This window comes from Paenibacillus luteus (genome assembly GCF_006542765.1).
GTDB lineage: Bacteria > Bacillota > Bacilli > Paenibacillales > Paenibacillaceae > Pristimantibacillus > Pristimantibacillus luteus.
The window spans coordinates 1-25,485 of sequence record NZ_SKCD01000050.1 but is presented as its reverse complement, the minus strand read 5'-3'; the positions used below and the strand labels follow the sequence as shown (position 1 = coordinate 25,485).

General features: G+C 49.1%; 14 protein-coding genes and 12 tRNA genes. 24 read left to right on the top strand and 2 right to left on the bottom strand.

Translation table 11 applies throughout. The annotated features are described in order from the left end of the window. Positions 1 to 197 precede the first annotated feature (197 nt). From E0496_RS28275 to E0496_RS28240, 8 genes are all read left to right on the top strand, one after another. Positions 198 to 273, top strand: a tRNA-Asn gene (locus E0496_RS28275). Between the two features lie 4 nt (positions 274 to 277). Beyond that, positions 278 to 353 (top strand) — tRNA-Thr (locus E0496_RS28270). Between the two features lie 40 nt (positions 354 to 393). After that, positions 394 to 468 (top strand) — tRNA-Glu (locus E0496_RS28265). A gap of 33 nt (positions 469 to 501) precedes the next feature. Further along, a tRNA-Val gene (locus E0496_RS28260) sits at positions 502 to 577 on the top strand. 9 nt (positions 578 to 586) lie between these two features. Continuing rightward, positions 587 to 661 (top strand) — tRNA-Gln (locus tag E0496_RS28255). An 11-nt stretch (positions 662 to 672) separates the two neighbouring features. Then, a tRNA-Lys gene (locus E0496_RS28250) sits at positions 673 to 748 on the top strand. A gap of 18 nt (positions 749 to 766) precedes the next feature. Beyond that, positions 767 to 849, top strand: a tRNA-Leu gene (locus E0496_RS28245). A 90-nt stretch (positions 850 to 939) separates the two neighbouring features. Next, a tRNA-Leu gene (locus E0496_RS28240) sits at positions 940 to 1,022 on the top strand. A gap of 201 nt (positions 1,023 to 1,223) precedes the next feature. Here E0496_RS28240 and E0496_RS28235 read toward each other — a convergent pair. Beyond that, the gene (locus tag E0496_RS28235) at positions 1,224 to 1,589 is read right to left on the bottom strand and encodes a helix-turn-helix domain-containing protein (RefSeq protein ID WP_141505193.1); all 366 of its coding nucleotides are present in this window, start codon (positions 1,587 to 1,589) and stop codon (positions 1,224 to 1,226) included. A 411-nt stretch (positions 1,590 to 2,000) separates the two neighbouring features. Between E0496_RS28235 and E0496_RS28230 the strand changes: the two genes are divergently transcribed. The 14 genes from E0496_RS28230 (at position 2,001) to E0496_RS28170 (ending at position 15,367) form a co-directional block, all read left to right on the top strand. Next, entirely contained in the window at positions 2,001 to 4,007 is a 2,007-nt protein-coding gene (locus E0496_RS28230) for a chemotaxis protein CheA (RefSeq protein ID WP_141505194.1), read from the top strand. A 4-nt stretch (positions 4,008 to 4,011) separates the two neighbouring features. Continuing rightward, the gene (locus tag E0496_RS28225) at positions 4,012 to 4,512 is read left to right on the top strand and encodes a chemotaxis protein CheW (protein WP_241675024.1); all 501 of its coding nucleotides are present in this window, start codon (positions 4,012 to 4,014) and stop codon (positions 4,510 to 4,512) included. Between the two features lie 16 nt (positions 4,513 to 4,528). After that, positions 4,529 to 6,256, top strand: coding sequence for a methyl-accepting chemotaxis protein (locus tag E0496_RS28220; protein WP_141505191.1), 1,728 nt, complete (start codon positions 4,529 to 4,531; stop codon positions 6,254 to 6,256). Between the two features lie 2 nt (positions 6,257 to 6,258). Continuing rightward, entirely contained in the window at positions 6,259 to 7,077 is an 819-nt protein-coding gene (locus E0496_RS28215) for a CheR family methyltransferase (RefSeq protein WP_141505190.1), read from the top strand. A 40-nt stretch (positions 7,078 to 7,117) separates the two neighbouring features. Beyond that, on the top strand, positions 7,118 to 8,140 hold the full coding sequence (locus tag E0496_RS28210) for a protein-glutamate methylesterase/protein-glutamine glutaminase (protein ID WP_141505189.1): 1,023 nt from the start codon (positions 7,118 to 7,120) through the stop codon (positions 8,138 to 8,140). A 273-nt stretch (positions 8,141 to 8,413) separates the two neighbouring features. Continuing rightward, positions 8,414 to 8,980 (top strand): RNA polymerase sigma factor, encoded by a 567-nt coding sequence (locus tag E0496_RS28205; protein WP_161601615.1) that lies wholly within the window; start codon positions 8,414 to 8,416, stop codon positions 8,978 to 8,980. Next, positions 8,958 to 10,319, top strand: a complete 1,362-nt coding sequence (locus E0496_RS28200) for a DUF4179 domain-containing protein (protein WP_161601614.1) — start codon at positions 8,958 to 8,960, stop codon at positions 10,317 to 10,319. The genes E0496_RS28205 and E0496_RS28200 overlap by 23 nt, the downstream gene beginning before the upstream one ends. Before the next feature lie 276 nt (positions 10,320 to 10,595). Continuing rightward, a complete protein-coding gene (locus tag E0496_RS28195) occupies positions 10,596 to 13,028 on the top strand; it encodes a phosphodiester glycosidase family protein (RefSeq protein WP_141505186.1) in 2,433 nt (810 codons plus the stop codon). A 193-nt stretch (positions 13,029 to 13,221) separates the two neighbouring features. Further along, entirely contained in the window at positions 13,222 to 14,079 is an 858-nt protein-coding gene (locus E0496_RS28190; protein WP_139990777.1) for an ABC transporter ATP-binding protein, read from the top strand. A gap of 7 nt (positions 14,080 to 14,086) precedes the next feature. Next, a complete protein-coding gene (locus E0496_RS37010) occupies positions 14,087 to 14,215 on the top strand; it encodes a hypothetical protein (RefSeq protein WP_277755891.1) in 129 nt (42 codons plus the stop codon). A 793-nt stretch (positions 14,216 to 15,008) separates the two neighbouring features. Then, a tRNA-Gly gene (locus E0496_RS28185) sits at positions 15,009 to 15,083 on the top strand. An 8-nt stretch (positions 15,084 to 15,091) separates the two neighbouring features. Beyond that, a tRNA-Arg gene (locus E0496_RS28180) sits at positions 15,092 to 15,168 on the top strand. A 34-nt stretch (positions 15,169 to 15,202) separates the two neighbouring features. Further along, positions 15,203 to 15,279, top strand: a tRNA-Pro gene (locus E0496_RS28175). 14 nt (positions 15,280 to 15,293) lie between these two features. Next, a tRNA-Gly gene (locus E0496_RS28170) sits at positions 15,294 to 15,367 on the top strand. 373 nt (positions 15,368 to 15,740) lie between these two features. Here E0496_RS28170 and E0496_RS35935 read toward each other — a convergent pair. Beyond that, complete coding sequence (locus E0496_RS35935; RefSeq protein WP_175598128.1) at positions 15,741 to 15,902, bottom strand: hypothetical protein; 162 nt, start codon at positions 15,900 to 15,902, stop codon at positions 15,741 to 15,743. 342 nt (positions 15,903 to 16,244) lie between these two features. On the opposite strand from E0496_RS35935, the gene E0496_RS28165 reads away from it, so the two are divergent. Together E0496_RS28165 and ppc are read left to right on the top strand one after the other, a co-directional pair. Continuing rightward, a complete protein-coding gene (locus tag E0496_RS28165; RefSeq protein WP_141505185.1) occupies positions 16,245 to 21,566 on the top strand; it encodes a choice-of-anchor I family protein in 5,322 nt (1,773 codons plus the stop codon). A gap of 396 nt (positions 21,567 to 21,962) precedes the next feature. Continuing rightward, a complete protein-coding gene (gene ppc / locus E0496_RS28160; RefSeq protein WP_141505184.1) occupies positions 21,963 to 24,767 on the top strand; it encodes a phosphoenolpyruvate carboxylase in 2,805 nt (934 codons plus the stop codon). The last annotated feature ends 718 nt before the right edge of the window (positions 24,768 to 25,485 follow it).

The following is a 25,485-nucleotide window of genomic DNA, read 5'->3' as shown; positions in this document are numbered from 1 at the left end:
GAGCTGACGAATACTAATCGGTCGAGGGCTTATCCTAAACACGTTTACTGTGACCCATACATCCGGTAGACAGCAGCGACAAGGCTTCAGCAAGCCTAATCTTTCGTATCCAGTTTTCAGGGCGTAATACCCTGGTTTTCAACCGTGCCTCTTTTGCAGTTGAAGCTCTTGGAGACATTCAACGCAAATAGCAATGTTCCCTGATAGCTCAGTTGGTAGAGCACTCGACTGTTAATCGAGTTGTCACAGGTTCGAGTCCTGTTCGGGGAGCCATTATGCTCTCATAGCTCAGTAGGTAGAGTGCATCCATGGTAAGGATGAGGTCACCGGTTCGAATCCGGTTGAGAGCTCCAGAATTCTTTTAACTGCAAGGACAAGCTTTAATTTTAGCATGGCCCGTTGGTCAAGTGGTTAAGACACCTCCCTTTCACGGAGGTAACAGGGGTTCGAGTCCCCTACGGGTCACCAATTACCTTTTTCACAAAAGGCGCCTCAACACTTGGACGCTTAGCTCAGCTGGGAGAGCATCTGCCTTACAAGCAGAGGGTCGGCGGTTCGATCCCGTCAGCGTCCACCATATCGCTGCTGGGGATTAGCCAAGCGGTAAGGCAACGGACTTTGACTCCGTCATTCTCAGGTTCGATCCCTGAATCCCCAGCCATTTTATATTATGAGTCATTAGCTCAGTTGGTAGAGCACCTGACTTTTAATCAGGGTGTCGTAGGTTCGAATCCTACATGACTCACCATTTTTTTATCTCACATGCGCGCGTATGGCGGAATTGGCAGACGCACTAGACTTAGGATCTAGCGGGCGACCGTGGGGGTTCAAGTCCCTCTACGCGCACCATCTTTAACACCCTTTATTGGGAAGCGTTCAGTATGTCAACTGAATATGGTAGGTGGAACTCCTACAACCTAGCACTGCTTTTACTCAAATGCGCGTATGGCGGAATTGGCAGACGCACCAGACTTAGGATCTGGCGGGCGACCGTGGGGGTTCAAGTCCCTCTACGCGCACCATATTTTCAAACACAGCTTTCAGGATCTGTTGATCTTGGAAGCTTTTTTTATTTGATTACCAGATAGCCGCCCAGCAGATCATTTGATCTGCTGGTTTTTTTGTGTTTCATTCATGCGCAGCGCTTTAAAATCGATTAGGAATAGAAAAGGAGTAGAGCTATTTAAATGATAACGAAAAAGCATAAGAAGGTTTTAATTTGATTATGGTTCTTTAGTTAAATGAGCCAACCTCGTGGCAAGACTGATAAGTAGAAGCTGATCTTCAGCAGAAAGGGAGTGAAACAGCTCTATCAGAGGGCATGGAGGAGCATCATGCTGAGTATTCATTTGCTGCTTTGCATGAATGGAAGGTGTAGAAGTGGCTTGGCCGAGCAGAACCCAGTCTAATGAAACGTGTAAGGTGGTTGCAATGGAAATAAGTGCTTTTGCGCCAGGAATTGAGGTTCTGCTTTCACTTTCCCAGTCGCCAACATTGCCGGGAGATACAGAAATTAACTTGGCAAATTCCGTCATGGTAAGTCCCTTATCCAGTCTTAATTGTTTAAGTCTTTGTTTAATATCATGCATGAAGAGACCCCCTAAGTAGTTATACGTCAATGTAAGTTTTGACAAAAGCAGATAATTTCTAAACGTGTATTCGTATATACGATTATTTGTTGCAATTTTTCGTATATACGAATATAATTTGTCTAATAGCACGTATCTTGACGAATAAGCTCTGCTTATGGAGAAGATTGTAGAATTTTCATAAACGCGCAAAAAGAACCTCGTGAAGCAAAGGTTCAATGAAGCCCTTTCCTATTGTTAGCAGCCATTAACACGTTGATCCGGTGCAGATGAAATTGTTCTTTTTTGCAGATCTACAACCATAAATAATTCTTCGTTTGTATGGCTACTTCCTTTGTTTCTGATTTAAATCACCATTATTGTATACGTGACAGATAAGTTCCTCGTAGCAGATGAGAAAGAGGGATAATGATGAATGGCAGAGATTTAAGCGACCCGATTATGGAAATGTATCTATTTGAATCCTCACAGCTATTAGAGCAGCTTGAGACGACAATTCTCGATTGCGAGCAAGCTGCTTCTTTTTCAGCCCATGCCGTGAACGAAATTTTCCGTCATATGCATACGTTAAAAGGATCGGCGGCCATGATGCAATATATGGGAATAGCCGAGGTTGCGCATGCGATTGAGGATTTGTTTCATTTTATAAGAGAAAACATAGAGCAGGAGCTCAATTACCGATTACTTTCCGATCTTGTTCTGAAAGTCGGGGATTTCATTAAAGAGGAAATAAATAAAATTTCATTCGGACTTCATCCGGAGGAATCAGCAACGAGCATTATTGCATCTATTAAACAATATTTGGACGAGTTGAAGCAGGCGAAGGATTCCGGCATGAATGCCTATCAAGCGCGCATTCGATTCCAGAATGATTGTGAAATGGAAAATATTCGAGCGTTTAACGTTATTCACCGTTTAAAGGACATATCCAGAAGCTTTCACCATGACCCGCCTGATCTTCTTGAAGACGAGAAAAGTATTGAAGCCATTCGTAAACAAGGGTTTCATATCTTTTTTGAGTCGGATAAAAGCTATCAGGAGGTTCATGGTTTTTTCATGGAGACCGCTTTTCTCGAGCAGTTGGAGTTATCTCATTCAGAGCATGCACAGTTGCTAGAGGTCCCAGCAGTGGTAGAGGCAGATGATTCTGTGGAGCTGCCAGATTGGCCGGAAGAACGCGAGATACAAGGGAAGTTGGAGAGTTCCTCACGCAATGCTGTAATCAGTGTAAGTGTAAGCAAGCTTGATCAACTGCTTGATCTGGTGGGCGAGTTGGTCATTGCAGAAGCAATGGTTTCGCGCAGCGAGTCATCCGGTTACTCGGGAGAGGGTACGTCTTTTAATAAGACATCGGGACAACTGCGAAAAATAACGGGCGAGCTGCAGGACATCGTCATGTCTATACGGATGGTGCCGCTTGTTTCTACCTTTCACAAAATGAGAAGAGTAGCTCGCGATATGTGCCAGAAGCTGAATAAGGATGTGGACATTCGCATTATAGGCGAAGATACGGAGCTCGATAAAAATATCATTGACCAAATTTCGGACCCGCTCATGCATTTAGTTAGAAATGCGCTGGACCATGGAATAGAATCAACGGAAGAGCGTGCCCAAACAGGGAAAAAAGGTTCTGGCAGCATTACACTAGAGGCTAAGAATACTGGTGGTTACGTTGAAATCGTGGTTGCGGATGATGGGAAGGGTTTGAATCTGGATCAGATATTAGCGAGAGCCAGAGAAAACGGACTGTTAGGAGAACAGGACGTCAATTTAACAGAGAAAGAAATATTCGGAATGATTTTCTTGCCTGGCTTCTCCACGAAAGAGAGAATTACCGAATTTAGCGGCAGAGGGGTAGGTATGGACGTAGTCTCCCGCAATATAGAGGGTGTTGGCGGCGTCATTTCTGTGGAGAGCAATTGGCTTGCTGGAACGAGCATCACCATGAAAATTCCTTTAACGCTGGCAATTATTGATGGCATGAACGTTAGAGTAGGCTCTGCTAATTATACGGTGCCGACTACCTCAATTAAGGAGTCGTTTAAGCCAAAGCTTACCGACGTCATTACGGATCCTGATGGCAATGAAATGATCATGGTACGTGGGCATTGTTATCCCATCTTGCGCCTGCATGAACGGTTTCATTCCCAAAACGGCCTCACCTCATTTGAAGCAGGAATATTCGTCATGCTGGAGCAGGACGGCAAAAGCCTTTGCCTGTTCGTAGACGAGCTGCTAGGCCAACAGCAGGTCGTTGTTAAGACGTTGCCCCGTTACATTAAACAGGTGATTCATAGGGAAGGACTTGCGGGCTGCACGCTGCTGGGCGACGGAAGTATTAGCCTTATTCTTGACGTAGCAGATCTGATGGGAACGAATCGGAATCGAGGCATGCAGGCATTAGCCCATAACAGATGAAGGGATGTTTAAGATGACTGAACAATCAACTTTTAACAGCGCCTATGAGGAGGACGCACAGAAGGATAAGTTTCTTACTTTTTCGCTAGGCAACGAGCTGTACGGCATTGAGATTAAGCATGTGATTGAAATCATAGGTATCCAGACCATTACGGAGGTCCCCGAGCTTCCTGATTTTGTTCGTGGCATTATTAATTTGCGGGGTAAAATTATTCCGGTCATGGATGTACGATTGCGGTTCAAGAAACCATTCCTCGAATACAACGACAGGACCTGTATCATTGTCATCGAAATGAAAGGGACGTCGGTCGGCCTTATCGTCGACAGTGTCTCGGAGGTGCTGTCTGTTCCATCAGCAGATATTGTTCCTCCACCGGAAGCCGGAGGGGGCTTAAACCGGTATATTCAGGGGATTGGCAAATCAGGGACAGCGGTAATGTTGCTGCTTGATTGCGATAAGCTGCTGCACGACCATGAAGTTGAACGGTTATTACTAGCTGAATAAATGGAGGAATAATAGAATGAAATGGTTTTACGATATGAAAATTGGTAAGAAGCTTACTTCTTCATTTATTGTCGTTGCACTATTGGCTGGCATTGTAGGTATCGTGGGCATAACGAATTTGAGAAGCATAGACAAAAACTATTCCGAGCTTTATCAGCAGTTTGGAAAATCGGTTGGCGAGCTAGGCATAATTGGTATGAATTTTCAAAATATCCGAGCACTTGTCAGGGATTCTTTGCTTCGCTCTGACTCGGCTCAGCATAAAGCGAATACGGATGAAATTAATGGCTTAATCAAGCAGACTGATAGCCTGATTGCTACCTTTGAGCAAAGCATTCAAACCGAGGATGCCCGGGTAAAATTTGGTCAGCTCAAGGATACGCTTAAGGAGTATCGACAGTATCAAGACCGAGTTCTTGCCTTTGCAGAAGCAGGGCAGTTGGAGCAAGGCTTGCGTGAGCTTGATGCGGGAGCGGTTGTGTCTGGAAAAGTGGATACGATGATCGATGACTTGTTTAACGAAAAGAATACCGAAGGGAACCGACGTTCCATTGTGTATTCAGATTCATCAAAAACGACGATCCTGTCTATGCTGATCATCGTAGTTATTGCGATGCTTGCAGCGATTTTGCTTGGCCTCTTTATCTCACGGATGATCAGCAGCCCGATTCGCAAGCTTGTCGCTTCGGCTGACCGGATCGCGGATGGCGATTTGAATCTGACTATCGATGTGGATACGAAGGATGAGGTTGGCGTTCTGGCTGCCGCCTTTGGCAAGATGACCGACAATATGAATGAAGTGCTGTCCAATATTCAAAGCGCGTCGGAACAGGTGTCTACAGGCGCGAGGCAGGTCTCGGAGTCGAGTATCGTTCTCTCGCAGGGGGCATCGGAGCAGGCTAGTTCCGTAGAACAGCTTACCGCTTCGCTAGAAGAGATTGCTGCGCAAACTAAATTGAACGCTGAGAATGCAGTACAGGCTAATGTTCTGGCGGAACAGGCAAGAGGGAACGCGCAGCAAGGCAATGAACGTATGCAGCAGATGTTAAATGCCATGGAAGATATTAATACGTCCTCGGGCAGTATCTCCAAAATCATTAAGGTCATTGATGAAATCGCATTTCAGACGAATATATTGGCTTTAAATGCGGCCGTTGAGGCGGCTAGGGCTGGCCAGCACGGAAGAGGCTTCGCCGTAGTTGCTGAAGAGGTTCGTAATTTGGCAGCTCGCTCTGCCAGCGCAGCCAAGGAAACAACCGATATGATCGAAGGCTCGATCCGTAAGGTTGAGGATGGAACCAAGATAGCTAACGAGACAGCAGCAGCGTTGGATCAGATTGTTGAGGGTGTCGCTAAGGTGGCTCATTTGGTCAGCAGCATCTCGGAAGCCTCGACTGAGCAGGCCACCGGGGTTGCCCAGATTAACCAAGGCATTATGCAGGTTTCTCAGGTTGTCCAGACGAATTCAGCGACATCCGAGGAGAGCGCCGCGGCTTCGGAGGAGCTGACTGGACAAGCGGAGATGTTAAAGGAACAGGTTGGCCGGTTCGTCCTGCGCAAAGCAGGACGCTCTGCCTCTTATAGGGAATATGAACAGCTCGATCCGGAAATGCTGCGTATGCTGGAAAACATGTCTGGAAAAGCAAGAAGCAAAAGGGATAACCCCGATAGCTATCAGGCTGAAGCAGCCGCTGCAAGAAACGGTACGATTCTTCTCAGTGATCGCGAGTTTGGGAAATATTAACGATGATCGCGATAACCGATGAGGAATTCAGGAAGCTGGCCAGTTATATCAAGAACAAGTTCGGAATTAATCTAAAACATGAGAAGAAGACGCTGTTGGCCGCCCGCCTGCAGCGTCATTTACTCGAGCAGGGCTTCTCTAGCTTTGCGCAATATTTTTCCTATGTATCAGCTGATGGGAGCGGAGCATCCGATCTAGTGCTTGCTGATAAAATCACAACGAATCATACGTATTTCATGAGGGAAGCAAACCATTTTTATTATTTTAGAGATAAGGTGCTGCCGAGCTTGACCAGTTCCATTCGTGATCTGGATTTGCGTACCTGGAGTGCGGGCTGCTCCTCAGGAGAGGAGCCCTATACTTTAGCCATGCTGATTGATGAGTATTTTGGAGCGAGAAAGCTCGGCTGGAATGCACAGGTGCTTGCTACTGATCTCTCTGCCGAGGTATTGGAGACGGCGGTAAGAGGCGTTTATACGAAAGATGCACTCAAGGTGGTTCCTGAGCAGTGGAGAACTAGCTATTTCCGCAAAATAAACGATGACCAGCTAGTAGTCGCGGATAGGGTCAAGCAGGAAATCATTTTCCGGAAATTTAATTTAATGCAATCAACCTTTCCGTTTAAACGCCGATTTCATGTTATTTTCTGCCGGAATGTCATGATCTATTTTGATACGGAAACGAAGCGGGAGCTAGTCAGAAAGTTTTATGAGCTGACCGAGCCCGGAGGCTATTTGTTTATTGGACACTCAGAGTCGCTGGAGCGGGACAAAACCGATTATACGTATGTAATGCCCTCGGTATACCGGAAGGAGCTATAGTCGCAAGCGCTAGGCAAAAGGAGGTAGATGATCCATTCGAATGGTACGCAATCCAATCAGGGTGCTCGTTGTTGATGACTCTCTTCTGTTTCGGGAAGTGCTGACAAGGGGACTCTCTTCGGATCCGGCGATTCAGGTGGTTGCCGCAGCGAAGGACCCTTTTGAAGCACGGGATAAAATACTGGAATATAAGCCGGACGTGCTCACCTGCGATATTGAGATGCCGGGCATGAACGGGATTGAATTTATCCGCCGGCTGCTTCCACAATATCCGCTGCCGATTGTTACGGTCAGCTCAGTTAGCGAGGCGGCATTGGATGCGCTAAAGGCGGGAGCTATCGAGTTTGTAGCGAAGCCAGGTATGGCAACTCCTCAACGGATGGAGCTGTTCCTGCTGGAGCTTATCCGTGTCATTAAAGCCGCTTCACAGGCGAAGTTGATCCAGAAACACAGTTTGGCTCTGAGCAGTGAGAAGATGCTGCAGCCTATCAAGAGCGCCAATCGCCTTATCGTCGTGGGAGCTTCAACTGGTGGCACGGAAGCGATCTATACCTTGTTAAAGGGGCTGCCTGTAAACGCGCCAGGTATGGTCATCGTACAGCATATACCGCCTGTATTCTCCCGTATGTTCGCGGAGCGATTGAACCTCGCCGTCGCGATGAAGGTAAAGGAAGCGGAAGATGGCGACTATGTGCAGGAAGGCACTGTACTCATTGCGCCGGGAGACAAGCATGTCACACTCGTTAAGGCAGGAGATCGCTGGAGAGTGGAATGCCGAAGCGGGGAGAAGGTAAGCGGTCACTGTCCATCCGTCGACGTACTATTTGAATCGGCTGCGAGGGCAGCAGGCGACCGGGGCATTGGCATTATTTTGACAGGCATGGGACAGGATGGTGCCCGAGGCTTGCTGGCTATGCGGAACAAGGGAGCACGAACGATTGCACAAGACGAGAAAACTTCAGTTGTATACGGCATGCCTAAAGCAGCTTATGAGCTTGGTGCGGTAGAGGTGCGCTCGGCGCTGCCGGACATATCGCGAGTACTGCTGGCGTTGCTGGCTTGAGCTTCTTATGATGATTTAGTGCAGGCAGAAGAAGTACGAAAAAGGCCCACCGGACTTTTAGATCCGGTGGGCCTTTTTGTAGTGGAAAGGTGAATGTGACGATATAAGAAACATGAAATCTATGAAAAAATTGAACAGGAAAGAAAAACGCATAAGTGTGGCTAATCTATGGGTGATCGCGGCAATTCGGCAGGCCGTTTTTGCGCGAAATGTCCCAATTTTATATTTTCAATTGTTATAGGGTTATCGAATGGATGGAAAGGAGGCAAAGGCGTGGAGTGGACGGACGAATGCGTACGCGCTGTGAAGGGCGGGGACATCGAGCGGTATGGTGTTCTTATTCAACGGTATCAGCAGCAAATCTATAAATATTGTTTTCATATGCTGGGTCAGCTCCAGGAAGCTGAGGATATGACGCAGGATGTTTTTTTGAAGGGCTTAGAGCGGCTGGAGCAGTACAGGGAGGGAACCTCCTTCTCTGCTTGGCTTTATAAGATCGCCTATCATGAATGCTTGAATAAACGGAAGCGGGCGAGGACTTATCAGCATTTGCTTCATCGATGGTTTGGGCGGGGCGAGCCTAACGTTCAGGAAGGATTGGTCGTGGAGGGACTGACCTTCAACACACAGTTGCAGAAGGCATTGCTCCAATTAAGTCCGAAGGAGCGTCATATTATATGGCTTCGCATCGTAGAAGAAAAAAACTTCGAGGAGCTTGCCGAGCTGCAGGGTATGTCCTATGCGGCCATTCGAAAGTGCTATGAGCGTGCCAGAAAGAAGCTCAAGCGTGAGATGGACAAGAAGGAGGTTGAGGGAAGTGAACAGAGATTATCCTACTGATGAGAAAGAATTGAAAGAGCAGTTTAGCCAAACGAGCTTGCCCCCCATTGACGTTACGGCTCGCGTGCTTGGAGCGCAGCGGATGGTTCAAATCAACCATAAAGGGCTGATGAGCCTGAGAGGCAAGAGACTGGCGGTGGCAGGCTGCTCAGTGCTCCTAGTTATGGCGGTTCTTGGCATTATGATGTCTTTCTCGGCATCGGCAGAGCGTGTCAAAAGAATTCCGGTCGTAGGGAAGCTGTTTGAAGGGGACATTTTCAGCTTTGCAGGCGATAACGGCGTGAAGAAGGGGAAAGCATTGGGGCTTTCCATGGAAATGAACGAAGAAGCAACAGATAATGGCGTAACGATTCGAATCGATGATGTCTTGTATGATGGAACGAGACTGTCGCTTGGTTACCTTATGCGTTCGGAGCAGCCGAACCTTATGTTTTTGGAAGACATTGAGCTGAGGATTGATGGTGAGCTGAGAACAGCTGGCTTCACAAGCAAGCCAAGAAAGATTAACGATTACGAGTCTGCAGGCGTGTTGGAGCTTAAGCTTAATGAACGCTCGGACAGCTTCATAGTCGCGCTGAGCATCGGGCAGGTAAGCAGCTTGGAAGGGGAGCAGCCGCACCGCCTGCCAGGAATCTGGAGCTTCGAGCTTCCAGTTACGAATCAAGCTCTGTCAAGCACCGTACATCACAGGATGACGGAAGGGAATAGAGTGAAGGCGGGTAAAGCTATGTTCGAGGTAACTGATGTTATCCTGACGCCGATAACGTCGAGGATAGACTTCCGTTATGTGGGAGACACGGAATGGCTTGGTTTTCAATTGATGGATGAGCAGGGGATGCTGGTGGAGGCCTCCAGTTTGGAGTATGGAGAGAATAATGAGGGTATAGTTAGCGGTACGATGATATTTAGCCCCATTGATCTGGGCAGCAGGCTATTGTATGTAACACCGTATCAGCTCAAGATAGACAGGCGCACTGAAGATCAAAGGATGAAAAAAGCGGAACTTGCGACAGCGTTTCCGATTATTTTGCAGCAGGGCAAGGTGGGCGAGGTTAGCGTAAATGATGTTGAATTTTTGCCCGATAAGACGCTGATCCATTATGAGGTTAGGGGGAGCGTTCCTTATATGCAATATGCGTCGTTATGGCTGGAGACGGCTGAAGGAGACAGGATTATTTCTGATAACGGCAAACGGACGCGTGTCCGGGAGGATTCTTATTCGTATGTATTAGAATATCCTGCGCTTGATGCCAAGGCGAAGTATGTCTTGGGGACGATGGAGCAGACCGAGATCGAGCTGCAGGAGAAGCTGAGGCTCAAGCTGGAGCTTCATGATTAAAGTCGGATAGACATGTGTGTTGAAACAGAAGGAATGTGATTGGTCAGAGTCGCTAAGCAAGACTCGATATGAGCTAATAGAGAGTTGGGAAGAGAGTAAGGAAGATTGAAAGGGAGCGTTAAGCAAGTGCAGCTTGAGTAAAGGAAAGAATCATGTTTTCAGATGGTAAGTCTTATATCGGGTTGTCATGCGCTGTTATTCATTTTTAATATGTCTTTGTCGATATAGTTCATTGGGACTATTTGGAATAAGCATATATAAAGGAGTGCAGCTTTGATGCAGCGAGATTGGATTATGTGGGGAAGAAAAGGAATAGCAGCGCTATTGATAGCGTCTATGGGTTTAAGTTATGCCGGAAGCGGGGCAGCTGCCGCCGCAAATGAAACCGTTACGGTTAAGGCGGCGGAAGGCAAAGCGGTTAGCACTGCAGCCGCAATGGTCAATAAGGCGGAAATCGAATATTGGCGTTACGCAGCCGAAGGAACGCTGCATCCGGCGCTGGCTTTGTCGAACGGAAACCTGTTCACGGCAGCCGTGAACGGCTGGGTGACCATCGTTAGCAGCGCGGGCAAAGAAGTGAAGCGGATCAATACCTATACTAATTTGTCAGCGCCGGCGCTGAACGGTAAACGGAAAATATTTGCTGCCGGCAAAAGCGCGCGGCTATACCAATACGATGAAGCGGGAAATGGCGGTCAGGCCGGTATTTTTTATTTTAAAGGCAAGACTGAGAATCTTCAGCCATCAGCGACGGTAACGGATGCGCAGGGGCTCCCTTATTTCGCATATCAGCATGCGATTCTATCGCTGGATGAAGCGGGTGAGAAGCAGGCGGCGCTGCTGCCGGAGGGCGTAAGCGTGAAGGAGCTTGCCGCGGGCAAGAGCGGCGTATACGCGCTTGGCAGCAACGGCGCGCTGTATGCGGTGCGCGGCGGAGCGGTAGTCTGGGAAGCGGCTCTGGAACAGCCGCTGCTTGGGGCTAAGCTGGCCGCCGACCGGGTTAGCGGCGGCGTTCTGCTGCTCGCGGGCAAAGCGGTCGCTGCGTATGAAGAGGACGGCAAAGTCCGATTCACGCGCGAGCTTGCGGCAGCGCCCGCAGGCGGCTGGACATCCCCGGTGCTTTTGCCCGGGGATGTGGGAGCTGTCGTTGCCGCTGAGCTTGGCGGCAACGGCATTGCTGCGTTCCGCCTCGCAGACGGGGCGGAACTATGGCGCATCAGCGCCGCCGGGGCCGGTGGCTTCGGCCCCGCGGCGCTGGCGCCGGATGCGGCCGCCGGCATCGTGCTGGCCGGCGGCCGATCCGGCGCTGTGTACGCGATCGACGGCTCCGCCAAGTCGATCTTGTACACCTACGGCGGGCACGCCGCGGTTCCCGCGAGCGGCGTGGCGCCGATGGGCGGCGGACGCTTCGCGTATACGTCCGCCAGCCAGCTGATCGCAGCGGGGCCGGTTCGCACCGTCGCGATTGCCTACGCAGCGGCGACGCTTAAGCTGCCGCTGGATACAAGGCTCCTGCTCACGGACAAGCTGAAGCTGTCCGATCCCGTCGCCCTCAGCTTCCGCTCCGATAATGCGGCGATCGTTCGCATTACGGAGAAGGGCATCGTGACCCCGATTGCGGCGGGCTCCGCAAATCTTTATGTGGATGTCATCGCGAGCGGCTACAAAGGACAGCTCAAGCTTCCTGTCCAGGTGGCAGCTTCGGCCTCCAAGCTAAAGGTGAAGCATGAAGCGAAGAAGGTCAGCGTATCAGGCAAGTCCTACACGGTTCAAACGGTGGTCATTCCTAAGGGAGTTCCGATGACCGCAGGTCTTGCAAGCCGCAAGGTTGGGGTTGTCCAGCCGCTTGCGTCGATTGCGAAAGCCTACAATGCTGATGCCGCCATCAACGGGACTTACTTCGAAGCGTACGGCGGCATTCCCGAGCCTTATGGTACCCTCATCGCAGACGGCAATGTGGAGCATATCGGCAATACGGGAACAGCGATCGGTTTTACATGGGATGGGACGGTCGTTATGGACTCGCTTCGGGTTAAGCTATTGGGCGGAACGGATGGCTCTTTCAAATCGCCGAATAACTGGTATGTGTATTTCATAAATCGTACGCCTGTAGCAGGCGGCTCATCCGCTATTATGTTTACTCCGAAGCGGGGCGCCAAGCTCGGCTTTGCGCTCGGGACGGCAGTAACTGTCAGCAAAGGCGTCGTGACCAAAATAAGCAAAAAAGAAAATGTAAGCATTCCGGCAGACGGGTATGTTCTCGTCTTTACAGGTTCGGAAGAGAAGCTTGCCGCACGATTTAAGGTCGGCACTTTGGTGGATTACAAGACGGAAATGACGAATTTGTCCAATACGCCTATTGCTTGGTCGCGCGTCCATACGGCGGTTGGAGCTGGACCAAGGCTGGTGAAGGACGGGAAGCTGGCGATCAACCCAGCGGGCGAAGGCTTCAGCAGCTCCAAAATTTTAACGGACTCGGCAGCGAGAAGCGGCATTCTTGTTAAAAAGGACGGAACTGTCATCCTGGTGACCATACCTCAGGCAACCATGAAGCAGTGGGGACAAATCATGCTGCAGCTAGGTGCTGAGCAGGCGATGAATTTAGATGGCGGAGCTTCTTCGGGCATGTATGCGCAAGGCAAGTTGATTACGACGCCGGGCAGGCTTTTAAGCAACGGGCTCGTATTTGGTACAAAGTTGAAATGGTAACAAAAGCAGTGTTTAAGCCGCCCTCATGCAGGGCGGTCTTTATTTTGTCACATAGATTTAGATTGACTTTTATCGTGAGAAACATTATCATTAAGTCGTCAATGATAATCGTTATCATTTTTCGTTGCTAAACGAAATAAATATATATTTTAGAAGGTGTCTGCCTCGGCAGCGGAAGGAGCGTGCATGTCCAATGATTCGTCTAACGACTTCGGGTCTTGATATTGGTTATGATGATCGTCTTATCGTCAAGAACTTAAACATTGCTATACCTCAAGGGAAAATTACGGCGCTTGTAGGAGCCAACGGCTCAGGGAAATCTACGATTTTGAAAACGATGGCCCGTATTATGAGCCCGTCCCAAGGCAGTGTTCTTCTGGACGGCAAATCGATTCATAAGCAATCAACGAAGGAAGTGGCGAAGCAGCTGGCCATTTTGCCGCAAAACCCGACCGCACCGGACGGGCTGACGGTAGCTGAGCTCGTATCGTATGGACGTTTTCCATACCAGAAGGGCTTCGGCTCGATGACCAAGGAAGATCGCAGCATCGTCCAATGGGCCATTGAAGCGACGGGCATGACTGATTTCGCGGACCGTCCGGTTGACCATTTGTCAGGCGGACAGCGTCAACGGGCATGGATCGCGATGTCGCTTGCACAGGAGACCGATATCCTGTTCTTGGATGAGCCTACAACATTTCTTGATATGGCGCATCAGCTTGAAGTGCTTCACTTGCTCCAAAAGCTGAACGCAACGAACAACCGTACGGTTGTTATGGTCGTGCATGATTTGAACCATGCTACACGTTACGCTCATCACATGATCGCAATTAAGACAGGCGTTGTAGTTGGTGAAGGAACGCCGGCAGAAGTAATGACACCGGATATTATGCGTGAAGTGTTTAATATCGAAGCCGATATCGTACCGGATCCGCGTACAGGCGTGCCTCTTTGTTTGCCATATGCGCTCGCAGGGCAGCCAGCGGCTGATAAAGTTGTTATGAATAGCCGTGTCGGCCTAGAGAAAACATTAACAGCGGCAGGGGCGTAACTCGCTCATGTCCTTGATCAAAGCAGCTGAGCAGAAGTTTAACTTCTTGCTCAGCTGTTTTTTGTTTGATAAGCGTGCTGTCGCTCTTGCTCACCCCGTAAGCCAAAGCAAGACGACTACACAGTTGTACAGTTAATTGGATTATTGGCACACTAGCCCATCAACCTTCTCTCTAGGACTTGCAATGACGGATGCGTTGGAGGAGTGAATGTTCGAACCTCGATAACATGTCACATGTTAGCTATCCTGCACTTTCACAATAGTTTTCTGCATTATTGAGCTATCTTGGTTGTCTATCCTGTATGGCTGAAATTAAGATGGCCCATAAGAGCTCTGGATGCTCTATTAAGGTCCATTCCGATGTACAAGTGCAGGATAGGCGGCAGGTGTTAGCGGAATTGAGCAGCTAGCCTGCCAAAGTGCAGGCTAGCTGACTTGCAGTGGTTAGTGGTGGATGTGAAGGAGGTGTGATTGGTCGAACGTTAGTGTTGGAGAGCTGCCATACGTCGAATGGCACGCGAATTTCAGTCTATACAGGATAGCTGACTTGCAGTGGTCAGTGGTGGATGTGAAGGAGGTGTGATTGGTCGAACGTTAGTGTTGGAGAGCAGCCATATGTCGAATGGTATGCAAACGTCAGACTAAATATGACAAGTTTTTATTTGAGGCGTATGCTGTCGAAGATTCCGAGGGAATGTCAAATGTCTACGTTTGAGACAGCAGAAAAAACGAAAAGTCTTACGAGAGCAAAGGGGGCGTTTTTCCGCGCCGTTACGCGATTTTCAAGCAAGCGATTTAGACGTGTATAGCGCTTCGGAAAATAATTTAAAACTTTTTTAGAAAAACAGTTGCATTTTGTTTTCAGGGGTGATATATTATTACTTGTCGCCGCGATGTTAAACATCACGAACGACAAACGAAAGTAACGTGCGGAAGTGGCTCAGCGGTAGAGCATCGCCTTGCCAAGGCGAGGGTCGCGGGTTCGATTCCCGTCTTCCGCTCCATAAATTGTGCGGCCTTAGCTCAGCTGGATAGAGCGTTTGACTACGAATCAAAAGGCCAGGAGTTCGAATCTCTTAGGCCGCGCCATTTTCTCAACATTAGACGCAATTCATTTACACTTCGGGACGTAGCTCAGCTTGGTAGAGCACCTGGTTTGGGACCAGGGGGTCGCATGTTCAAATCGTGTCGTCCCGACCATAATCATTTTTTACGCGGGTGTAGTTCAATGGTAGAACTTTAGCCTTCCAAGCTAATAGCGTGGGTTCGATTCCCATCACCCGCTCCAACTCATTAAACCCGAAAGCCTTGCGCAGCAAGGCTTTTTTTGTTTCATGTCTAACTTTTTATACTATATACTCGGGCTGGATGGCTGTAAGTCGAATTCTTTTATATATCAGATATCTTCAATACATGTCGTTAAGTGGGAGCTTTTCCAGTTAGTTATTATGAATGTGTTCAACTTATGGTCAGATATGAGTAAGGTAAGAGAAAAGATTTAGATTTATTGTGAATGTAATTGTTAACGCAATCGATAATGAAATTGAAATTGGGCTGCCCCTCCCATGGATATTCATCCATGAGAGGGACAGCCCATTCGTTTTTTATTTTAAGGAACCATTTGCAGCCTGCATGCATGGAGGCATGAGTTTTCGTATGGTTTAGTAGCCTTTACCGTATCCGCCTGCGCCTACTCCGCCTACGCCACCGTAACCGCCGCCGCCGCCCCAAATACCGCAGCTGCATGAGATGATGACCAACAATATGAAGAGAACAAGGATAAAGCCGATGCTGTTATTCGCTCCACCAACAAATCCACCCATTAAACATTCACCTCCCAATGTTTAAACTACCATGTAGATTATGCAGATTTAGGTCTGCGTGTTTGGGTGTTTGTACCGTAATGTCGTTTGCCTATGCGCAGCCGAATAGGAGAAGAGGAGTATCTTTATTATTTTGGTAAACAACGTGCTAACCAGGGCAACCTGGTCAATTCAAACAATCCCGTAGCTAAACCTGCTGATGCGCATGTCCTCAAGTCCTCAAGCTCAATTCCTCAATTCCTAAACTCCGCCCTTTACGAAAGCTTAACGGAAGATTGATATTCACCAAATAATCAATCTTTACAATTAGGCTAACTTATTAGAAATGGGAGTGAGTCGGACTTGAAGATTTATAGCAAAAGGTTGATCTCTTTATTATTGGCCGCTGAAATTACGGCAAGCATGACGCTGGTCGGGGGGCCGGTTATGGCTGAAAGCCTTAAGCCGATAGGGACGCCATACGCAGCCAACACTGCCTATGACATCAGCGTGCCGCATGTGGTCATTAATCAAGTGTATGGTGGTGGACTAGCTGTAGATTCAGGTGTACTGGTATCTCACGGGTTTATTGAGCTTTACAATCCTACCAATAGCGATATTGATCTGAGCGGATGGTCACTGCAATACGCAGATCGCGGCTCGAATGCGCAGACTGGCGCTACGAAGGGGTGGGAGAAGCTTAACCTGACGGGTACGATTAAGGCTCACTCCTCTTTTCTAATCACGGGAGCTTCGACGGGAGCGGCAAGCCCGAAGGTAGACCTTACGGGTAAAGCGGACCAAACTTGGGAGCGTTTTATTAACAACAAGGGGCTAAAGGTAGCGCTGATGAGCAATCAGACTTTGCTTGCCGAGGTGAATCCATTCCTGACGAAGCCAGAGGGCTACGTGGATATGATTGGCACAGCCAGTAATGATAGCGGCAGTGATATCGACGGTTATGAAACCGCCTATCCAACGGGCTCATCCGAAGGCACGTCGAAGAAAAAGTCGATTCGCCGCAGCAATTTTGCCGATACGGACAATAATAAATTGGATTTCAAGCAAGTGGATTATGAAGCCGTTACAGGAGAAGCACTGCATGCAGCAGTGCCGCGCAGCAGCGCGGATGGCGCATGGGGACCTGGCGTGGTTCAGCCTCTGGAACTTCTCTCAACGTCGCTTGCCGACGGTTATGTTGATTCGGCGTATTCAGCTGCGCTTCAGGCTGCGGGCGGAACAGCGCCATACACGTTTACTGCAAACGGCTTGCCAGCAGGGCTTAGCATAAAGACGAATGGTGAGATTTCTGGAACGCCTACATCAGCGGTAGCTCAAGGATCGGTCACGATTACGGTAACAGACAGTACGGCCGGAACGCCGCTTAGCGTATCCAAGACGTTTGCGTTAACCGTTAAAGCGGAAATAACGGCCGCCAATCATGTGTTAATCAATGAAGTGTATGGTGGAGGCGGGAAGATCAATAAGGACACGCCACCGGTTGCAGCGCCGTACCTTTACGATTTCGTAGAGCTCTACAACCCGACTGTGTCGCCGATTTCGCTTGCGGGCTATCATTTGCGTTACAGCAATAAAGGGGCAACAACGGTACAAGGCTTTGATTTTGACAATGATGCTGTAATCTTGCCTAATGACTATTATCTGGTTCGCCTTGAGGCGACATGGGGAAATACGAGCGACAAAAACTACGGCGAGGCTTTCGAAGCCGATGCGTATGCAAGCACAAAAGAGCAATCGATCGGCATGTCTGATACGGACGGAACCGTTGAGCTTTTCCAAGGGGCGTACTCGACTTCCGCTATTGTTGATGCCGTTGGTTTCGGTGCGGTGAAAACCACGCTGCATGAAGGAACTCCAGTAGGTAATGGAGCATCGCTGCCTGCTGCGGTTAAAGGCGTGCGCCGGATTAACTTCCAGGATTCGGACAATAATGCGGCAGACTTTGTGATTGTTGATCCTTCTCCGACAAAGGCGGGCAAAGCGGAAGGCGAGACCGTTGTTGTCCCGGGCTTCGTCAAGCTGATCGGTTCGCTTCAGAAGCTGACAACAGATACGAACGTAACCCTAGAAGGCTTGGTAACGACGCCCCCTGTGAAGTCGGATAACAGCCAAGTAGAAGCTGTGCGCTACGTTCAATCGTTCACAGGCGCGATTGCCGTAGAGGGAATGGATCCTTCCATTCCAGTAGGAGCTGAGGTGCGCGTGACGGGTACGGCTGGTTTGCGTGAGGGTGAAGTGCGGGTGAAAGGCACGCCGCAGGTAACGAGGCTGAACCGTAATGTCTACAGCTTGACGGTGGAGGATACGTTTGACGGCTCGATGCTGGTGGTGGACAAGCTAGCTTCGGTGACGGCTGAAATGCACGGCAGAAGAGTAACGTCTACAGGCAAAGCAGTATCGGTTGATGAAGCGAAAAAAACGATTAAGCTCGACAACGATATGCTGCTTTATGTTAATGGGGCACTTCCTAAGCTTGCAATCGGAGATACAGTACAAGCGACAGGCGTGATCGGCATTTTTGGCGGAGAGGTTCGCCTTACCGTAGCCAATGCTGGCTCTGACGTGGTCATTAAGCCAGTGTCTGCCGAGTTTAACGATACATTAAACATTTCCAAGATCGGTGAGTATTCGGTAGGCTTGTCCAATAAGGACGGCGGCGTGGCCGAGATCGTCAAATTCAACAAGGACAACGGGAAATTTTATTTGGTGAATGGCTCCGGCAATCCTCCAAGCTTGGATATTGTAGGCATTGGAAGCGGAAATGGCATCTTGGTAAAAGAGAAGACAATTGTTGTGAAGCCTCTAGCGGAGACGGCTGGCTTCCTGTACGGCGATTTGACGAGCGTGGATATCAATACAGCAACTAAACGGGTTTCTGTAACGGTACAGGAAGTTGATCCTCTTAAAGCTGGTAAAATACTCGTGCTCGACTATGATGGAAATCTACTAACCACGTACACGACCGGCGTTCAGCCGGATATGATTAAATCTACGCCGGACGGCAAATATATTTTGACTGCAGATGAAGCGGAGCCGCGCCTTGGGACGACCGATCCAAAGGGCAGCGTAACCATTGTCAATACGGAAACAAAGACAACTGTACAAGTTTACTTCGATGATCCTTCGGTCATTGAGGATGGCGTGCATATTCGAGGGCAAGCCGATCCAGCGGATGGGAAAATTAAATCCAGTGGGTCGAAAGCTGATGCTCTTTATGATTTGGAGCCGGAATACATTACCCTGTCGGAAGACAATAAGACCGCCTATGTATCCTTGCAGGAAAATAACGCAATAGCGGTGATCGACATTGCAACTAGTAAAGTAACAGCCGTGAAGGCACTTGGTCTAAAAGATTACAATGATCCGCGAAATGCGCTTGACCTTGTCAAAGACGGAGCGATCAAGCTAGAAAATGTGCCGTTCAAAGGCATGTATATGCCAGATGGCATCGCATCTCACACGATTAAAGGCCAAACGTACTTGTTCACGGCTAACGAAGGCGATGTAACGGAGTGGCCAAACCGTACCAATGGCACAACGATCGGCGCGATAAAAGGAAGCCTTGACCCGCTTTCCGAAGCGGCTATTTTTCTGAACGGCAAGACGGCTTATGATGGTGTAGAAGTTGCCAGCGATATGGGCAATGACAGCATCTATATGTATGGAGGACGCTCTTTCTCCATCTGGAATGCCGACTCCATGGATCAGGTGTACGACAGTGGAAGCGATTTTGAGGCGATCACAGCAAAACGTTTGCCTGCATACTTCAATACGAGCAACAGCAAGACAGCGCTCGATGACCGCAGTAGCAAAAAAGGTCCAGAACCAGAAGATATCAAAACCGGCCAAGTAGGCAATAAAGTGCTCGCGTTCGTGGGGCTTGAGCGAATCGGTGGTTTTATGACCTACGACGTCACCGACCCGGCGAATGCCAAGTTTGCCAACTATACGAATACTCGGGTGTTTAAAGATAGCCAAGGCAAGGACAATATGGACACGGACACTGGTCCTGAGGGTCTTGAGTTTATTCCAGCGAATGTTAGCCCTACGGGAATGCCGCTGCTTCTTGTTGCATATGAGGTTGGTGGCAAGGTAGGGGTGTACCAGTTGAATGTATCGAAAGTAACCCTCGATCAAGCTTCGCTAGCGATGAAAGTGGGCGACGCTGCGGTTAAACTGAATGCAGTTGTAGAGCCAGCGAGCGGCAGCTCCGCAACGGTTGCATGGTCATCGTCCAATTCAGCTGTGGCGAAGGTAGATGCAAATGGCACTGTGACAGCGGTAGCCGCAGGTACGGCTGTGATTACGGCGACCAGTGCAGATGGTTACGGTTTGGCGGAGACGAAGGTAACGGTAAGTAAGGGTGCGGTTACGCCTAATCCGACACCTAATCCAACTAACCCAACGACGCCTACATCGCCAACTCCAACGCCGGTTCCGGGCAATGCGGATACGACGATTGTGAACGGCGACACAGTGAAGGCGGTAACGGATGTAGAAGCAGTTACAGATAGCAGCGGAAAAGCGACCGCAACTGTGAAGTCGAGCCAAGTGGCTGCTGCACTTGCGGCTCTAAATAAGGCTGGCAGCGGTAAACCGCTAGCCATGGAGTTCAAAGCCAGCGTGGATAAAGCGGCTGCTGCAGCTGCCATCCACTTCGAGAAGGAAGCTATCGCTCAGCTTGTTTCCAGCGGCGTGCAAGCACTGAGCATCAATACAGGGCTAGGAGTTGTCACCTTTGATGCGAAAGCCATCGGGACACTGACGGCAGCAGCAGGAAAAGAAGAGTTATCGATCGAAGTCAAACCAGCCGACAAGTCGACGCTTGGCGAGGCGGCCAAGGCGGTTATCGGCAGCCATCCTGCGTATTCCTTTGATGTGACGGCGGGCAGCAAAGCAGTAACCGACCTGCAGGGCGGCAAAGCTCGTTTAAGCATTCCTTACACGCTGCAAGCTAATGAAGACAGTCAGGCAATTGTCATCTATTATGTGGCAAGCAATGGCCAGCCTATCGTTGTGCCTAATAGCGTGTATGACGCGCTGACAGGCCAGGTATATTTTACCGTTAATCATTTCTCAACATACGCTATTGGCTACAAACAAGTACGCTTTAGCGATACGTCAGCTAGTTTCGCTGCAGATTCCATTGCCTACCTTTCCTCCCGGAGCATTATCGGTGGCATGGGCGATGGAAAGTTTGCTCCGAAAGCCAATATTACCAGAGCAGATTTCACGCTCATTTTGGCTAGGATTGCAGGCGTACAACTGGATAGCTACACGGCCTCCAGCTTTGCGGATGTGAAGGCAACCGATTATTATGCGGGAGCGGTGGCTTGGGCTTCTGAGAATGGAATTACTGGCGGCACAGGAAGCGGGAAGTTTGAACCGCAGGCCAAAATCAGCAGGGAACAGCTGGTTGCTATGATCGTAAGATTCGCTGATGTGATGAGTTATAAATTACCAGCTGCTGCAAACGCACAGGCTTTTGCGGATGAATCGGCGATTAGCGCTTTTGCGAAGGATGCAGCTGCCATCGTTCAGCAAGCGGGAATTATTAACGGCAAGCCGGCAGCAAATAACGCAAGCAACTTTGCGCCAAAGGAAGCGGCCACCCGTGAAGAAGCGGCAAAAATGCTCGCGAAATTGATTCAACTAATGGCTTAAAAGCAGCAGCAGCCTTGAACCGTGCCGTCTTTCCTTGAAAGGCGGATCGGTTTTTTTTTATCAGAATTTAGTTATTTTACAGGGTAAAATAGTCTGCTATTTCGCCACGCAATCGGCAGTAGCCACAAAAAGACGTCAACAGCCGATTGCGTTTGCATCGTTATCGATTCATTCTGAGCGCAAGAAAGAGAGCAAGCTGCCCACGGCTGCGCGGCTGATTTGATTTTTAACGGATTGGCGGGAGGGCTTCAACCCTGTTGGATTTTGTAGTATGATAGTAGAAGTCAAAAAACGTTCACGTTTTAAGTGCAAGCTTTCGAGGCGGTTTTCGCCTTGCCAAAACAAGTAAATGCTTACGGAGCAATTGCTGCTTCGCATAAATTTAGGAGGAACAGTATGTCGGATCAATCTGCATCTACTTTGACGACAAATCGGCAGCAGGCTAACAATTTGCTGCGACGCGATGTCCGGTTTTTAGGTAACATACTCGGTGATGTTCTCGTTCATCAAGGCGGCCGTGAGCTGCTGGATATCGTGGAACGGATCCGTGAGCAAAGCAAGGCGCTACGCGCTGAATTTGTACCGGAAATATTTGATCAATTCAAAGGCAACATCTCTTCCCTAAGCCCAGAAATTCGGCATCAGGTCATTCGTGCATTTGCGATTTACTTTCAGCTTGTTAACATTGCCGAGCAAAATCACCGGATTAGACGGAAACGTGATTACGAGGTTTCTGCAGGTGAAACGGTGCAACGCGGCTCAATTGAGAGCGCTGTGCAGGATTTGAAGGAACGCGGCATTTCCATGCCGGATGTACAGGAGATTTTGAGCAACATTTCGCTGGAGCTTGTTATGACTGCGCATCCGACCGAGGCAACTCGCCGTGCGGTGCTTGATATTCATAAACGGATTGCCGTCGATGTGATGGAGCTTGATAATCCGACATTAACTTACCGTGAGCGCGAGAAGCTGCGTGAGAAGCTCATGAATGAGGTTCTTATTTTGTGGCAGACCGACGAGCTGCGGGACCGTAAGCCTACGGTTATCGATGAGGTTCGCAACGGTTTGTATTATTTTGACGAAACATTGTTTGAAGTGCTTCCTAACGTCTATGAAGAGCTTGAACGCTGCCTGAGCAAATATTATCCGGATGAAAACTGGCATGTGCCGGATTACCTTCGCTTTGGCTCATGGATCGGCGGTGACCGCGACGGTAACCCGTCGGTTACGTCGAAGGTTACTTGGGAGGCGCTCTCGCTTCACCGCCAGTTGGCACTCCGCAAGTATGAAGAGAAGCTCGAAGAGCTGATGGATCTGCTTAGCTTCAGTACGAATCTGATTGAGGTTTCGGATGAGCTTGTGGAATCGATTCGTTCGGACCGCGAGCATGTCGAGCTGAAATGCGTCGAGCTGTGGAGAAACACGAAGGAGCCTTACCGGATCAAGCTTGGCTTTATGCTTGAGAAGCTGGCTAATACGCGTGATGAGTCGCTTAAAGGCTCGCCTATGCGTTACAATCATCCGGATGAGCTGCGTGCGGATCTGCTGGTCATTGACCGCAGCCTACGTCATCACTTCGCTGATTATGTAGCAGATACGGCGCTTGCGAAGCTGGTTCGCCAAGTGGAGCTGTTTGGCTTCCATCTGATGGCGCTTGATGTTCGTCAGCACAGCCAAGAGCATGAAAATGCGATGGCCGAGATTTTGGCGAAAATGAATGTGGTTGCGGATTACGCGGCACTTTCTGAAAAAGAAAAAACAGATCTGCTTCACCGTCTTCTTAATGATCCAAGGCCGCTTACGTCGGGTCACCTGGATTATACGGAATCGACGCGTGAATGCTTGAACGTTTACCATACGATTTATCGTGCTCAGCAGGAGTTTGGTGTCAATTGCATCTCCAGCTACCTGATCAGCATGACACAGGCTGCAAGCGACATGCTTGAAGTCATGGTGTTTGCGAAGGAAGTTGGCCTGTTCCGTAAGGAAGCTGATGGCACGATTCGCTGTACGCTGCAATCGGTACCTTTGTTCGAGACCATTGACGATTTACATGCGGCACCTGCCATCATGAAGGAACTGTTCGAGATGCCAATTTACCGCCAAGCGGTTGAAGCACGCGGCAACCTGCATGAAATCATGCTGGGTTACTCCGACAGCAACAAAGACGGCGGAGCGGTGACGGCGAACTGGGAATTGCGCGTAGCGCTTAAGGAAATCACAGCTACCGGCAAAGAGTACGACGTGAAGCTGAAGTTCTTCCACGGTCGCGGCGGAGCGCTTGGCCGCGGCGGCATGCCGCTCAACCGCAGCATTCTTGCACAGCCACCTCATACGGTTGGCGGCGGCATTAAGATTACCGAGCAAGGCGAGGTTCTTTCCTCGCGCTACTCGATGCAGGGCATCGCTTACCGTAGCCTTGAGCAAGCAACATGGGCGCTTATCACGTCTGCGCGTTTGGCGAAATACCCAGAGCAGGCTCCGCAAGCGGAAGCCGAGTGGGACGAGATTTCGCGTTCGATTTCCGAGACGGCGCTTACGAAATACCAGGATCTTATTTTCCGCGATCCGGATTTCCTGACGTACTTCAAGGAATCGACACCACTGCCTGAGGTTGGAGAGCTGAATATCGGCTCCCGTCCGTCCAAACGCAAAAACAGCGACCGCTTCGAGGATTTGCGTGCAATTCCATGGGTATTCGCATGGACGCAAAGCCGTTATTTGCTGCCAGCATGGTATGCAGCGGGCACAGCGCTGAACGAGTATGCTCAAGGTGACGAAGGCAAGCTGAATACGCTTCGTACGATGTACGAGAAGTTCCCATTCTTCCGCTCGCTAATCGACAATCTGCAAATGGCTTTGGCTAAGGCAGATCTGGTTATCGCGAAGGAATATGCGGATATGATCAAGGACAAAACGATCCGCGATCGTATTTTTGAGCAAATCGAACAGGAATACAAGCTGACTTCCGATCTTATCCTAAGCATTACGGGACAAACGGAAATTTTGGATAATGTTCCTGTTATCCAAGAATCCATCCGCTTGCGCAATCCGTACGTTGATCCGCTCAGCTACATGCAAGTGCAACTGCTCACCGAGCTTCGCGCGCTGCGCGATAACGAAGAGGATGATCCAGAGCTGCTTCGCGAAGTATTGCTTACGATCAACGGCATTGCTGCCGGCCTTCGGAATACGGGCTAATCCTTCTCACTTTCCGCTTCGGCGGCAAGGGTTACCAAATAGTCAGTCATGGCGTAAACGCCGTGACTGGCTATTTTTGCGTTTGCAGGGGTGGTGAGGATGTTTGATGGAATGATGGGTATAGTGGCAGTGGTGGAATCGTAGGAAGTGTTGGAAGTGTTGGAAGTGCTGGAAGTGCTGGAAGCGTGAGATATGGGGAGCACAACGGCGGAACGTGTTTTTACACATATAAGATTGTAGGGGATATAGTTGGAGTGACTGCGTGCGTGAGAATGAGTGTTGATCATAGATCTAAAAAGTAGATCTATTTGATCGGAAATGGCTCAATTGGTGGAAATAGGTCTAAAAAATAGATCTAATTTGGCTCAGTGGCTCCAAATAGGCAATAAAACGCTGGATTGTGGAGGAATAGATCTAAAAAGTAGATCTATTTCATCGGAAACGGCCCAATTGGCAGTAATAGGTCTAAAAAGTAGATCTAATCTAGCTCAGTGGCTCCAAATGGGCAATAAAACGCTGGCTTATGGAGGAATAGATCTAAAAAGTACACTAGCCTTGCATTAAACCTTACATGAGAATTCAATCTCATTCAATTTACTTAAAATGGAATTTTAGTAGGTTTTTTACTGGATAAACGCAAAAAAACTCCTATTGTAGAGAAAGTAGGCTGGTTACCCACTACTCTACAAAAGGAGAATCCGTGGGTATTAGTATAAAT

Bases quoted from the DNA above. Each gene is read 5' to 3' on its own strand.
- E0496_RS28235 (WP_141505193.1), bottom strand. From the start codon at position 1,589: ATGCATGATATTAAACAAAGACTTAAACAATTAAGACTGGATAAGGGA.
- E0496_RS37010 (WP_277755891.1), top strand. From the start codon at position 14,087: ATGTCCTTGATCAAAGCAGCTGAGCAGAAGTTTAACTTCTTGCTCAGC.
- E0496_RS28210 (WP_141505189.1), top strand. From the start codon at position 7,118: ATGGTACGCAATCCAATCAGGGTGCTCGTTGTTGATGACTCTCTTCTG.
- E0496_RS28215 (WP_141505190.1), top strand. From the start codon at position 6,259: ATGATCGCGATAACCGATGAGGAATTCAGGAAGCTGGCCAGTTATATC.
- E0496_RS28190 (WP_139990777.1), top strand. From the start codon at position 13,222: ATGATTCGTCTAACGACTTCGGGTCTTGATATTGGTTATGATGATCGT.
- ppc (WP_141505184.1), top strand. From the start codon at position 21,963: ATGTCGGATCAATCTGCATCTACTTTGACGACAAATCGGCAGCAGGCT.
- E0496_RS35935 (WP_175598128.1), bottom strand. From the start codon at position 15,902: ATGGGTGGATTTGTTGGTGGAGCGAATAACAGCATCGGCTTTATCCTT.
- E0496_RS28220 (WP_141505191.1), top strand. From the start codon at position 4,529: ATGAAATGGTTTTACGATATGAAAATTGGTAAGAAGCTTACTTCTTCA.
- E0496_RS28225 (WP_241675024.1), top strand. From the start codon at position 4,012: ATGTTTAAGATGACTGAACAATCAACTTTTAACAGCGCCTATGAGGAG.
- E0496_RS28230 (WP_141505194.1), top strand. From the start codon at position 2,001: ATGAATGGCAGAGATTTAAGCGACCCGATTATGGAAATGTATCTATTT.
- E0496_RS28195 (WP_141505186.1), top strand. From the start codon at position 10,596: ATGCAGCGAGATTGGATTATGTGGGGAAGAAAAGGAATAGCAGCGCTA.